Annotated in this window: 12 protein-coding genes; 6 read left to right on the top strand and 6 right to left on the bottom strand. The window is 69.1% G+C overall.

The window, feature by feature from the left end; genetic code table 11:
• Positions 1–249 precede the first annotated feature (249 nt).
• Positions 250–1002 carry a hypothetical protein gene (locus AB0M63_RS27165; RefSeq protein ID WP_366021231.1) on the top strand — a complete coding sequence of 251 codons (753 nt, stop codon included), beginning with the start codon at positions 250–252 and terminating at the stop codon, positions 1000–1002.
• A gap of 20 nt (positions 1003–1022) precedes the next feature.
• Here the strand turns inward: AB0M63_RS27165 and AB0M63_RS27170 are convergent, their stop codons facing one another.
• A complete protein-coding gene (locus AB0M63_RS27170) occupies positions 1023–1865 on the bottom strand; it encodes an SDR family NAD(P)-dependent oxidoreductase (RefSeq protein ID WP_355908944.1) in 843 nt (280 codons plus the stop codon).
• Between the two features lie 61 nt (positions 1866–1926).
• Positions 1927–2286: a nuclear transport factor 2 family protein gene (locus AB0M63_RS27175; RefSeq protein WP_366021232.1), complete on the bottom strand. Its 360-nt coding sequence runs from the start codon at positions 2284–2286 to the stop codon at positions 1927–1929.
• Between the two features lie 174 nt (positions 2287–2460).
• On the opposite strand from AB0M63_RS27175, the gene AB0M63_RS27180 reads away from it, so the two are divergent.
• From AB0M63_RS27180 to AB0M63_RS27190, 3 genes are all read left to right on the top strand, one after another.
• On the top strand, positions 2461–2994 hold the full coding sequence (locus AB0M63_RS27180; protein WP_355908950.1) for a helix-turn-helix domain-containing protein: 534 nt from the start codon (positions 2461–2463) through the stop codon (positions 2992–2994).
• 147 nt (positions 2995–3141) lie between these two features.
• Positions 3142–4080 carry an SCO0930 family lipoprotein gene (locus AB0M63_RS27185; protein WP_355908953.1) on the top strand — a complete coding sequence of 313 codons (939 nt, stop codon included), beginning with the start codon at positions 3142–3144 and terminating at the stop codon, positions 4078–4080.
• Positions 4081–4195: 115 nt separating this feature from the next.
• On the top strand, positions 4196–5443 hold the full coding sequence (locus tag AB0M63_RS27190; RefSeq protein WP_366021233.1) for a cytochrome P450: 1248 nt from the start codon (positions 4196–4198) through the stop codon (positions 5441–5443).
• A 27-nt stretch (positions 5444–5470) separates the two neighbouring features.
• On the opposite strand, the gene AB0M63_RS27195 is transcribed toward AB0M63_RS27190, so the two are convergent.
• Positions 5471–6001 carry a sigma-70 family RNA polymerase sigma factor gene (locus AB0M63_RS27195; RefSeq protein WP_366021234.1) on the bottom strand — a complete coding sequence of 177 codons (531 nt, stop codon included), beginning with the start codon at positions 5999–6001 and terminating at the stop codon, positions 5471–5473.
• Positions 6002–6649: 648 nt separating this feature from the next.
• Between AB0M63_RS27195 and AB0M63_RS27200 the strand changes: the two genes are divergently transcribed.
• Positions 6650–7270, top strand: coding sequence for a TetR/AcrR family transcriptional regulator (locus AB0M63_RS27200; RefSeq protein WP_366021235.1), 621 nt, complete (start codon positions 6650–6652; stop codon positions 7268–7270).
• Between the two features lie 55 nt (positions 7271–7325).
• On the top strand, positions 7326–8390 hold the full coding sequence (locus AB0M63_RS27205; RefSeq protein ID WP_366021236.1) for an aldehyde reductase: 1065 nt from the start codon (positions 7326–7328) through the stop codon (positions 8388–8390).
• Between the two features lie 105 nt (positions 8391–8495).
• Here AB0M63_RS27205 and AB0M63_RS27210 read toward each other — a convergent pair whose 3' ends face one another.
• The 3 genes from AB0M63_RS27210 to AB0M63_RS27220 form a co-directional block, all read right to left on the bottom strand.
• Positions 8496–8990, bottom strand: a complete 495-nt coding sequence (locus tag AB0M63_RS27210) for a zinc-binding dehydrogenase (RefSeq protein WP_366021237.1) — start codon at positions 8988–8990, stop codon at positions 8496–8498.
• A gap of 6 nt (positions 8991–8996) precedes the next feature.
• Positions 8997–9398: an alcohol dehydrogenase catalytic domain-containing protein gene (locus AB0M63_RS27215; protein ID WP_366021238.1), complete on the bottom strand. Its 402-nt coding sequence runs from the start codon at positions 9396–9398 to the stop codon at positions 8997–8999.
• Positions 9399–9570: 172 nt separating this feature from the next.
• On the bottom strand, positions 9571–11214 hold the full coding sequence (locus AB0M63_RS27220; protein WP_358849621.1) for a putative T7SS-secreted protein: 1644 nt from the start codon (positions 11212–11214) through the stop codon (positions 9571–9573).
• Between the last annotated feature and the right edge of the window lie 820 nt (positions 11215–12034).

A 12034-nucleotide genomic window follows, 5' to 3' on the forward strand; every position in this document is an offset into this window, starting at 1 on the left:
TGGTCGGCGAGGCCCGAGGTCACCGGTCGACCGGTCCCTGGCCGGCCAGGACGCGGCGCTCGTCCTGGACACGCACTTCGCTCAACTCGCCGCCCTTCCTAACGAATTGGCCGACGCGTTCCACGACGTCTACGTCCCCTCTCGCCCAACGAGCACACCGCCGCGGCGGCCGAGCGGGCCGACCGGGAACGTGTTCGCCGAACGGGGCGTTGGCTCGTCCGGCACGGGACCGACCGATGTGCGGTCACCGTGGGGCTCGCCCTGCTGGCCGCGGTGGGTACGGCCGCCGACATCCCGCTGATCCAGACGATCGGGCTGCTCTCCCATCAGTTCGGGCCACTGGCGGTGCACGCTTTCGAGACGGGGCCGGGAGGCGTTGAGGCCCTGTTGTGGCTCGCCGAGCGCGTGACGGGCTGGGGGCGCGTCTACGTCGTCGACGCGCTCTGCTGGCTCGACGACGACCCGGTCGTCCGGGCATGGCTGCTGCGCCGGGCCTGCGACGGCGACCTCCTCAACGGATACTTCGCCGGGAAGGTCGCCACGGTCACCAGACTCCACGAGGAACTGGGAGCCCTCGACCATGACCACGAGATGGTCGATCACATCGGCCGGCTCCTCCATGTCATGAGCGGCTGCCGCGGGATGGGCCGCACGCTTGCTCTCTACCCTCATGCGGGGACGGTTCTGGAAGCTCACGCCCGGCATGCGGGCTCGCTCCGTCCGACCATCGCGCGCTACTTCACGCTCGCGGTGCTCACTCAGCACCTGGCCACGGAATCTCCCGAAGCTGTCGGGTGCACCGCGGCCCAGCAGGAAACGCTCCGGGCGACGTACGGGGACATACTCGACCGGGAGGAGTGGACCCGGACCGCACGCGCCGGGATCGCGGCGGACGACCGCCGGATGCGGTGGCTCGCCGACTACCGGGCTCCACAGCTGAGACTGCGGGCGTTCCCCGATCGAGAACCGGGTACCGGGGAACAGCCCCGGAGAGGTAGCTGACCCGCACCGCCGAGTGCGGCCTATGGCGCGGCAGGGAAGTCCGCGCTGCGCGAGGCAGCCTCGTAGGTGCGCAACTCCTCGACCATATCCGTCAGTTGGCCGCGGACGGCGTCGTAGCCGGCCGTGCCCAGGACGAGGCGGTGCGGAGGCTCGTCCTGGTCCATCGCGTTCAGGACGGCCCGCACCCCCCGGCAGGGGTCGCCCGGCTGCCGGCCGTCCTGGTCGATCATGGAGGCGCGGACGGACCGGACGAGCGGCAGGTAGGCGTCGACCATCTCGGACACGGGCTCCTCGGCGAAGGAGGAGTACGCGCGGGTGCGGAAGGCGCCGGGCTCGACGGCCAGCACCCTGATGCCGAACGGGGCCACTTCGCGCCGCAGTACCTCGGTGAGGCCCTCCACAGCGGACTTCGCGGCGCTGTAGTAGCCGAAGCCGGGCACGCCCCGCAGTCCGGCGACGGAGGACATGTTGACGATCCATCCGCTGCCGCGGGCCCGCATGCCGGGAAGGACGGCACGCAGCATCTCGGTGACGGAGAAGAAGTTCAGCTCGAAGGACCGCCTCACATCGGCGTCGGACGTGCCCTCGACGGAGCCGTACCAGCCCCGGCCGGCGTTGTTGACCAGGACATCGATACCACCGAACCGTTCCTCGGCGGCACGGACGGCCGCACGGATCTGCTGGGTGTCGGTGACATCCAGCGGCAGGACAAGTGCCCTCTCCCCGTGGGGACTTGCCCAGTCGTCGAGCAACTGCGGGCGGCGGGCGGTGAGGACGACGTTGTCACCGCGCTCCAGGGCGAGGTCGGCGTAGGCCGGGCCGAAACCGCCCGGGGTCCCGCCGGTGACGAACCAGGTCTTCATGCGTCCTCGCGATCTGAGGGAGGGAGACGGATCGGTGAGTCGGGCGGCAGGCCGGCGGCCGTCAGGGGGCGATGACGAGCCGGCTGATCCGTCCGTGCGCGTCGAGGTCGAAGCGGTAGCGCAGATCGACCTTCCCGCCCGGGAAGTCGCCTTCGGGCTGCTGGACGACGGTGTACCCGTCGCGACCGTGGCGCTCGGCCCCGAGTGGCGTGGTGGTGTAGGTGTACTCGGAGGCGGCCCGCTCCAGCCAGCGCCCGATTTCGGCCGGACCTCGGTAGGTGTGGCCGTCGTCCGTGACGGTGGCCTCGGGCGCGAGGACGGCCCTGGCGGCCGCGCTGTCCCGCGCGTCGTGGGCCCGCAGATAGCGTCGGACGACCTCCGGCAGGTCGGCGACGTCGACAAGGTCGTGGTGATCGGTCATGTCTGCCTCGCAGGTGCGTTGGATGGTGGCAGCCCGGGCGGGGCCCGCTCCCGGCGTGGACGCAGGACGGCCGTGTACGGGCGGTCCCGCCGGCCGGGGCCCGATGGGCACCGCGGGTGACTGCTAAAATAGAAGCAAGTGGCTTCGACTTTAGCAGGAACTCCGGAGGGTGCCATGCCGAGCAGGATCCGACTGGAGGACCGCGCGTGTCCGCTGTCGACCACGGCGCAGCACGTCGGCGAGTGGTGGACGCTGCTGATCCTCCACGACGCCTTCGACGGCTATACACGCTTCGACCAGTTCCAGCAGAGCCTGGGCATTTCCACCAGCATGCTCACCGCACGCCTGAAGACCCTGGTCGCCGACGGCCTGCTGGAACGCCGGCCCTACCAGGCGAACCCAGTCCGCCACGAGTACGTCCTCACCGAGCGGGGACATTCCCTGCGCCCTGTGATCGTCGCTCTGGCCGCCTGGGGCAACCGGCACCTCGACCCGTCGGACCGCTCCATGATCCTTGTCGACGCCGAGACCGGCCAGGAGGCCGAACCTGTCCTGGTCGACGCCCGTACCGGAAAGCGCCTCGACGACAGCGACGCCTACGTGTTCACCGCCGGACCGGCCGCCGGCGAGGCGATGCGGGCCCGCTACGACGAACTGGACCGGCAGCGGCGATCACGAAGCGCCGGGCCCGAGACGGGCGCGAGGTAACCGCACCGCCCCCCACCCCGGGCCGGCCTCCGAGCCGGGCCTCCTCACCGCGGAGCGCCTGGCACGTCGAACGCGGTGGCATGTCTGCATCGTGTGTATGGCGATGCTGTCACGTCAGATGTGGCAGTACCGAGCGTGAGGACTGTCGTGACAAGGCTTGAACAAGGGTTGCGGATCGCGGCGGGGGCAGTTGCACTGTCCTTCCTTCTGTCCGCGTGCGGTTCTGCGGAGGGAACCCAGCCGAGCAAGACACAGCAGGTCAGCCTGCTCCCGACCAGCCCGACCGGCGATCCCTCCTTGAACGTTTCGCAAGGGAACGTCAAGGCAGCCACTCCTACGGGTGTGTCCGTGCGGGTCGACGACGAACTCAAGTCCGTGGTGGTCGACGGGAGCGGTAAGACCGTCTACGTCTTCGACAAGGACGAGGCGACTCCGGGCAGGTCGAACTGCGTCGCGGAATGCGCCAAGACGATGCGGCCCGTTCCCGCCGACGCCGCCACCTCGGGCAAAGGCGTCGATGAGGACCTTCTGGGGTCGATCACCCGGGTGGACGGATCGAAGCAGCTGACGCTGGCGGGGAAGCCGCTCTACACCTACGCGAAGGACGAACCGGGCGACACCAAGGGGCAGGGGTACCAGAAGGCGTGGTACGCCGCGGCCCCGGACGGCGCCAGGGCAGGTGCCGGCAGACCGGCTCTGGGTGTCCTCGACAGCCCGAAGCTCGGCAAGGTCCTCCAGGACAGGAACGGCCGCACGCTCTACCTCTTCACCAAGGACACTCCCTGGCCGATGACCACGGCCTGCGACGCCAAATGCCTCCAGAAGTGGACACCGAGCGCCCCGGTCACCGCCGCCGATGCCAAGGCCGCCGGACTCAGCCCGAAGATCCTCTTCACGTTCACCACACCGGGCGGAACCGCGCAGGAATCGTTCAACTGCTGGCCCGCCTACACCTTCAACGGGGACAAGGAGCCCGGCGACACGAACGGCCAGGGCGTCAACGGAGTCTGGTTCGCGATCAAGGCCGACATCCCCAAGAGCGACCGGGGCAAGACAGTTCCCGCAGCCGGACGGAGCCAGTACTGACCTCCGGCACCAGCAGAGCCACACGGCCCGGAAGCCCGGTCTTCTGGGCCCGCATTTCATTCCAGTCGATTCCACCGGTGACGAAAGTCGCCGCCCAGAAAGGCAGGACCACGACATGACCTCGGCCGCCGGCCACGCTGACGCAGACCCGCAGGACTACCCCTTCGAGGGCGCCAGCGCCCTCGAACCGCCCGCCCAGTGGGCCGGGTTACGCGAGAAGTGCCCCGTGACATGGGTACGCACACCCGGCGGTGACGAGACCGCGCTGCTGACCCGCTACGAAGACGTCCGCAAGCTGTTCGCCGACCGCAGATTCCGCCGGAACCTGGCCGCGGAGGACACCGCCCGACTGGGCGATGCCGAGGACGGCGGACTGTTCTACAACCCAGATTCCGGCGGAGAGGGGATATCGGACGCCGACCGCGACGACCGGTCCGATCACACCCGCTGGCGTGCCGTCCTCACCCGGGCCCTGACCGGGCGGCGGCTCGACGCACTGCGCCCCCGCATCGCCGCGAAGGCCGACGAGCTCATCGACGCCATGACCGCTCGCCCGGGACCCGCCGATCTGATCAGTGCCCTCGCGAGGCCACTGCCCCTGTGGGTGATCTGCGAGGCCCTCGCGATCCCACACCAGGACCACGACCGGATTCTGCGCTGGTCGACGATCCTGCTCAGCCTCACCCGCCACACGCAGAGCGAGATGGACCAGGCCGGAGGCGATTTCTACGAGTACATGATCGCGCACATCGAGAACCGGCGCGCCACCCCCGGCGACGACGTCATCAGCGAACTCACCGCGATCGTCGACGCGGACGACGGACGCTTCAACGAACCCGAACTCGCGAGCGCGGGAATCGGGTTGCTCGTCGCCGGACACGAGACCACCTCCCAGATGATCGGCAAGATGACCGCGATGCTGCTCGCCGATCGCGACCGCTGGCGCGAACTGCTGGCCGACCCTGGGCTCGTCCCCACCGCGGTGGAGGAAGCACTGCGCTTCGACGCCAACCACGGCTTCGCACTGCCCCGCTACCTCTCCGCCGACATCGAGTTCGGCGGCACCACGCTCACCCGCGGCTGCACCGTCATGGCCGAGATCGCCGCGGCCAACCGCGACGCGACCGTCTTCCCGCACCCGGACCGGATGGACCTGCGGCGCGCCCCCAACCCCCATCTCACCTTCGGCTACGGTCCTCAGATCTGCGTGGGCCGTGAATTCGCCCGCAACGAACTGAGGACCGTTCTCACCACCCTGCTCACGAGACTTCCGACCCTCGAACTCGCGGTACCGGCCGAGCAGTTGAAGCGCCGGTCGGGGATTCTGGTCGGCGGTCTGGAGGAGTTGCCCGTCCGCTGGTGACGGCCCGGGCCACCGGCGTGAGCCGTGTCAGGACCGGTAGCCCGCGTGCATCTTGCGCAGACCGCGCAGCGCGTAGTGATGGCGTGACTTCACGGTGCCCGCCGGAATGCCCAGGAGGTGCGACACCTCGTCCGCCGTACGCCCGTAGATGTAGATGAGGACGAGCGCTTCCTGGTGTTCCGGGGACAGGTCGCGCAGGAGAGAGGCCACGTCGAGGGAGAGCAGGAGCGAGTCGGTCTCGTCGCGCAGTGCCGTATCGGGAATGTCGCGGGTGAGGGCTTCCCGGCGGGCGTAGGCACTGCGCATCCGGTCGATGATCAGGTTCCTGGTCACCTTGAGCAGCCACCCCCGGACGGATCCCTCCTGGTTGAGCAGGCGGTCGGCGTGGTGCCAGGCCTTGATGAACGCCTCCTGGACGACGTCCTCGGCAAGGTGATGGTCCGTCAGCATGGTCCGTGCGTAGGCGAAGAGCGCGGAATTGTGCTCTTTTATCAGGTCGTCCAACGCGCGTGATGCTGAAGAGGGCGCTGTTTCGTCGGTGGCCACAAGCGGCGTCATCGTGCGAACTTCCTGCTTCTGTGCGGTACCGGCGGTCCGTTCCGCGAGGGCGAGGCCCACTGGCCCCGGATCCGTCCGGCTCTCGGTCGAGGGAGCGGCGAGAGTAGACAGCCACCAGTGCCGAAAGAGTGCCGAAGGAACCGGAGAGCACATCAGCTCAAGCGGAGGGTCGGCGAACAGGGTTTCGTCGTGCGCGAGCGCTGCGGCAGCTTGTCGGGGAGGGCGAGGCAGAAATGGCCATCGCGGGGCGGCAACGCCTGTTCTCGATGCCGCGGACCTTGTGGAGCGAGCTGTCGCGCGAGCGGACTCAAGATGATCCAGGAGCAGGTCGGCGACGGCGATCTACAGCCCTGGCCCCTGCTGGCCGTCAGGTCATCTGGCGCATCGACACATGACTGCCGGGCGCGGCCGCGGCATCGAGAGAGGGCAGCCCCGGTCAGCAGTCGGTTCCTCGGCTGGACGACGCGGTGCGTGGGCGGGTCGCCGATCACCAGGCCCTCCCGGGCGGCGCCGAGACCACCGGGCCGACGCTCTTGCCGTCCGACTTGCCAAGCGCTTATCGAAAACGTATTGTCGAAAACGAGTTTTCTATTCTGCTCGTCCGGGCGGACGGGCATGGACCGGCGACTTGGACTGCGGGAGTTACTGATGAGCGAGCAGGCACCGGCCTCCAACCGGCGCAAGCGGCTGACGGAGGAGCGCGAGCGGAAGATCCTCGACGTCACCTTCGACCTGGTCGCCGAGGTCGGCTACGAGCAGGCGACCGTGGACGAGGTGGCCAGGCGGACGCAGGCGAGCACGGCCACGCTGTACCGGCGGTGGGAGAACAAGCCCAGGCTCGTGATCACGGCGATGACGGCACGGAAGTACCCGCCCTTGCCGCGCATCGACACCGGCGGCCTGCGCGATGACCTGGTGGCGTTGGCTCGCATGATGCCGGCGCCGCACCCGCAGGGTGCCCCCACCCTGGGGATCTGGCACGCGGTCGTGTCCGACCCGGCCCTCGCCCAAGCGCTGCGGGATGTCCTGTTCGCCCCCTACCTCGACGCGCTGCGCACCATCCTGGCCCGGCACGTCGAGCGCGGAACGATCCGTGCCGACAACCCGGCCCTGGCGCACGTCGAGATGTTCCTGATGGGCAGCGTCTTCGTGGAGAAGCTCTTCACCGGCACCGAGGCCGACGCCGACCGACTCATCGCGGTCATGGACGCCCTGCTGCTGCCGGCGCTGACCAGTCAGTCGCAGCCGCCCCCTTCCTCCTCTGGCTGACGTCAGGCGGACCCCCATTACGCGTACCGAAAGACAAAGACAAAGGAGCTCGGCCATGAACAGCACTTCGCCCGACACGTCGACCGATACCGTCCTGGTCACCGGAGGCTCCGGGTTCCTGGGCGGCCGTGTGATCGCCCAGGCGCTCGGTGAGGGCTACCAGGTCCGCACCACGGTGCGGACCCTCAGCCGCGAGACCCAGGTCCGCAAGGACATGGCGACCATGGGCGTGGATGCGGGTGAGCGGCTCACTTTCGTGGCGGCGGACCTCACCGCCGATGAGGGGTGGGCCGAGGCGGTGGCGGGCTGCCGCTACGTCCTGCACACCGCCTCACCCTTCCCCGGCGGTGAACCCGACCACGAGGACGACCTGATCGTTCCGGCCAGGGAAGGCACGCTGCGCGTCCTGCGCGCGGCCCGGGACGCAGGCGTCGAACGCGTGGTGGTCACCTCCTCGTTCGCCGCCGTCGGCTACGGCAGGCCCGCCACCGAACAGCCCTTCACCGAGGACGACTGGACCGACCCGGACAGCGACGTCCCCGCCTACATCAGGTCCAAGGTGCTGGCCGAGCGGGCCGCCTGGGGCTTCGCCGAACGCGAGGGCAAGGGCCTCCAGCTCACCACCGTCGCCCCGGTCGGCATCTTCGGCCCCGTCGTCGGCAGCGACCACTCCTCCTCGATCGACATGATCACCGGCCTGTTCGGCGGCGCCATGCCGGGCACGCCCCGCCTGTACTTCGCCGTCGTCGACGTCCGTGACGCCGCCGACCTGCACCTGAAGGCCATGACCGACCCCAGGGCCGCGGGCGAACGCTTCATCGCCGCCGCCGGCGACGCCGTCTCCCTGCACCAGATCGCACTCGCCATCCGCGACCGGCTCGGCGACGCCGCCGGCGCCGTCCCGGCCGTCGAACTCCCGGACGAGACGGTACGCAGGGTCGCCGAGGCCAACCCGGCGCTGAAGGGCATGCTGCCCAACCTCGGCAAGGTCCGCCACGTCAGCAACGAGAAGGCCCGCAAGGTCCTCGGCTGGAGCCCCCGCAGCAGCGAGGACGCCGTCGCGGCCACTGCGGAGAGCCTCCTGGAGCTCGGACTTCTGCCCGTGGCGCATCCCGCGTAGGCGCAAGCCGGAGACCGATCCGGGACGCCCTCTGCGCACAGAGCCCCCGCCAGTGAACTGACGGGGACTCATGAATGATCGGGAGCAGCAGTTCAGGAATCGCGATCAGAGAGTCAGCACGACGCGCTCGTGCACCTGACCGCTCTCCAGCAGACGGTGCGCCTCGGCGGCGTCCTGCATGCGCATGGTTCTGTACTCCCGCAGCCGGAGCCGCCCCTGCGCCAGCAGGGGCATGGTGTCCTCCAACGCGTGAGGAGCCCGCTCTGGAGTCGGATGTGACAGTGCGACACCGAAGTCCGCCGCAGCGGGGTCGGACAGGGGCATGACCCGGTCGGCGGCGCCGGTCAACGCGATCGCGTCCGCCAGTACTCCCTTGCCGGACGCGTCGAACGCGAAGTCGACGTCCCCGACACTCCGGACCGCGTCAACCAGTTCCGCGCCGTAGCGTACGGGCGTGGCACCCAGGGACGTGACCAGTGCGTCGTCCCGCGCGGCTACGGCACTCATCACTCTGATGCCCTGAGCGACGGCCAACTGCGTGGCGATCAAGCCGACGGCTCCGCCACCACCGAGCACCAGCAGCGTGTCGCCCGTCTTCACCCCCAACTACCGCACAACCCCCGCCGCCGCCTCCGCCGAGGCGGGGAGAGAGGCCGCGGCCGCCCACGGGACGGACGGAGGCTTCTCGACCCACATCGAGGCGACCGCGTATTCGGCGTATCCACCGAGGTCGAAAAGCAGCGCTGCCACTTCGTCGCCGACCTGCGCTCCGTTCACTCCGGGCCCCACCGCGTCGACGGTGCCGGCCACTTCGAAGCCGAGGACAGCGTTGGGCTGCAGCGAAAAGGCCTTGAGCCTCCCCGACCGCAGAGCTAGATCGGTCGGCCGGACACCTGCGGCCTTCACCTTCACCCTGATCTGCCCCTCGCTCGGCTGAGGCAGGGGCACGTCAGCCCACTGCAATACGTCAGGATTGCCGAAGTCCGTCAGTTTGATCGCTTTTGGCATGTTTCCTCCGTCGGGAAGTCCATGATGTCGTGCAACATCGTTGAGAGTGCTCCGCAGGGCGGACCTCCGGCTGGTGGGCAGCGGCAGCAGCGAGTCCGGCCCTGACGGCGGGCGCCGTGCTCCTCCCACTCCAACCGCCCTCTCAGCAAAGACACTTACGCGGTGACAGTCTCTAAAGGTCGCTGCCGTCGCCCTTGCCGCCGTCGCCCGTGGTGGAGCTCGGGCGGTTGTTGCCCAAGTGCTTGACGATGACGACGCTGCTGGATTTGCCGTCGTTGGACCCGTCGCTGGAGGGCGGGCCGGCCGGGCCCTGGGTGACGTTCACGGGGCCGTTGCCATGGATCTTGATGACTGCGCTGCCGGCATCGCCGCCGATGCCCTTGCCGCCTTTGCCCAAGGTGACGTTCGTGGTGCCGTCACCAGAGACGCCGAGCACTAGGCCGCCTCCTCTGCCGCCTTTGCCCTCCTTGGTGCCGTCGCCGCCGTCGCCCAAGGTGACGTTCGTGGTGCCGTCACCAGAGACGCTGAGCTGTACGTCGCCTCCTCTGCCGCCTTTGCCCCCCTTGGTGCCGTCGCCGCCGCGGCCCGTGTTGACTTTGCTGACATCGCCAGTGCTCGTGGTGAGGCTCACGCCGCTGCCGTCGGAGTTGTCGACGCCTATGTCGCCGCCCTTGCCGCCGACGGACCCGAGGCCAGAGCCGTTGCCGCCTTTGCCCGCGTCGACGTCGAAGCCCCTAGAGCCGTTCTTGATGGGGATGGGCGGTGGATTGCCTTTCCCTTTGCCGCGGCCGCCTCCGGTCAGGGCTCCGCCGGCTGCCCCGGCTGCGCCCGCCCCGAAAATGGCCCCCGCGTCGAAGCCGTCCCCGCTGATCGCCTGGTTCGCCGCCTCCCCCGCCGCCGATTCCGCGAAGTCCCCACCGGCATGCTTGATCGCGCTGCCGAAGGACCCGCCCAGTGGACCCCCCACCGTCTTCGTCGAGTCGATCGTCGACTTGATGTTCTTGATCGAGCCGTCGACGTTCTTCGTGATGTTCGGGAGGAACTTGGCCGCGCCGCCGCCGATGCCCTTCAGGATCGATCCGCCCGGGATGAAACTGAGCAGCCCCACGGCGAAGTCGCCGAGACTGAAGTGGCCCGAGGCGATCGCGCTGATCTGGTCGATGGCGAACAGGGCACCGCCCAGGAGGGCTCCGACGACAGGGAAGATCAGGGCGACGATCCCCGCCAGGACACCGAGGAGGATTTTGACGAAGGGGAAGTCCTTGAAGAAGTCGGCGATCTTCTGGAAGACGTTCCGTTCGGGGATCGCCTCGCGGGCGGCCCGGTCGAGGACGTCCTCGCACTGGCGCTGCGCGCTCTCCCGCATCTGCCGCGCCTGCTCCGCCAGACTCTTCGCCGCACCCAGCGCCGACTTGCCCGCGTCGATCTCGTTCTGCTGACGCGTCGCCGCCGCGCGCTCGTCGTCCGTCGGGGCGTCGGAGAGTTTCGTGGGGGTCTGGTTCGCCTGCGGTGCGGCGCTGTTGGCCTGGTCGACCGCCCTGTCGAAGGTCTCCTGCGCCTCCCGGAGCCGCGGAGCGTAGTCCGTGTACGCCTGCGCCGCATCGTGGTACGAGGTCGCGGTCTTCCGCAGCTTGTCCGGGAGATCATCCCCGATCTTCTTGTTCAACGCGTCGATCGCTTCACCACGGCCACGCGAGATGTCACCATCCCGCTTCAGGACGTTGAGCGCCTTCTCCGCCGCATCCCCCACATCCCGATACCGGGTGATCAGACCCTGCATCAGATCCGGATCACCAGGCGTGGGGTCGCTGTCCATCCCGACCGTCTCGAAGTCCTGCTGACTCGCATGCCGCCGCGCCATACCGATCCCCTCCCCTGAGACGTTGAGTCGCTTGCCCGTACGACGTCTCCGTTCCGGGCCCGGACGGCAAGCAAGGCCGCCTCGGCACCCCGCACCACCCGTTACACGAAACGGAACGACCGCAGAGTTCACCATCAGCCCGAGCATCTGGAGGGCAATCCGGCGCGTTGAGCAGGACGTTCAGGACAGCGAGCGGGAGCAGGAACGCGACGAACCACGCACCGAGGTGTGGCTACTCACCGACCCCAGCCGTCCACTACGCCTGTGGGGGGCCTTGAAGCGGGGCGTGGCCCCAGGGCCGCCGCGCAAAGCTCACCGTCGACACACTCGCCGCGCTCGCCGGGCTCGGCCTCGACTGGGCGGTGTGAAAGGAGGGGCGGGGGGGTGATGTGGAGTGCGGAGGATGTGGCGCGGGCTTCGGTCCATCGGCAGGGCACGGGACTGAGCGCGGCGCAGGTCGCGGACAAGAGCACGGATGCCGCGCGACGAGAACAGGAGACCAGCACGCGGGTGGACTCCCCCCCGGCCGCCCCAGGCCATGCGCGACGAACGACGCCGGCGTACGGCGCACTGGTGATCGGAATCGACCGCCACGTGCGCGAACGGCACGCTTTCTGCTGGCAGGGGTCCTGGCATGTCCGTGCCATTTTAGCTGCGCGGGACGCCGGTTCACGGGCGCGTCTGAGTGAGAGGGAGTGCGCGGATTGCGTTTGGGTGCAACGTCTGTATGCCGACGGGCGGTTGGATGGTCGCGAGTGTTGACGCGGACTGTGGC

This window comes from Streptomyces sp. NPDC051576 (genome assembly GCF_040681835.1).
Lineage (GTDB): Bacteria > Actinomycetota > Actinomycetes > Streptomycetales > Streptomycetaceae > Streptomyces.

Bases quoted from the DNA above. Each gene is read 5' to 3' on its own strand.
- AB0M63_RS27170 (WP_355908944.1), bottom strand. From the start codon at position 1,865: ATGAAGACCTGGTTCGTCACCGGCGGGACCCCGGGCGGTTTCGGCCCG.
- AB0M63_RS27175 (WP_366021232.1), bottom strand. From the start codon at position 2,286: ATGACCGATCACCACGACCTTGTCGACGTCGCCGACCTGCCGGAGGTC.
- AB0M63_RS27180 (WP_355908950.1), top strand. From the start codon at position 2,461: ATGCCGAGCAGGATCCGACTGGAGGACCGCGCGTGTCCGCTGTCGACC.
- AB0M63_RS27190 (WP_366021233.1), top strand. From the start codon at position 4,196: ATGACCTCGGCCGCCGGCCACGCTGACGCAGACCCGCAGGACTACCCC.
- AB0M63_RS27195 (WP_366021234.1), bottom strand. From the start codon at position 6,001: ATGACGCCGCTTGTGGCCACCGACGAAACAGCGCCCTCTTCAGCATCA.
- AB0M63_RS27200 (WP_366021235.1), top strand. From the start codon at position 6,650: ATGAGCGAGCAGGCACCGGCCTCCAACCGGCGCAAGCGGCTGACGGAG.
- AB0M63_RS27205 (WP_366021236.1), top strand. From the start codon at position 7,326: ATGAACAGCACTTCGCCCGACACGTCGACCGATACCGTCCTGGTCACC.
- AB0M63_RS27215 (WP_366021238.1), bottom strand. From the start codon at position 9,398: ATGCCAAAAGCGATCAAACTGACGGACTTCGGCAATCCTGACGTATTG.
- AB0M63_RS27220 (WP_358849621.1), bottom strand. From the start codon at position 11,214: ATGGACAGCGACCCCACGCCTGGTGATCCGGATCTGATGCAGGGTCTG.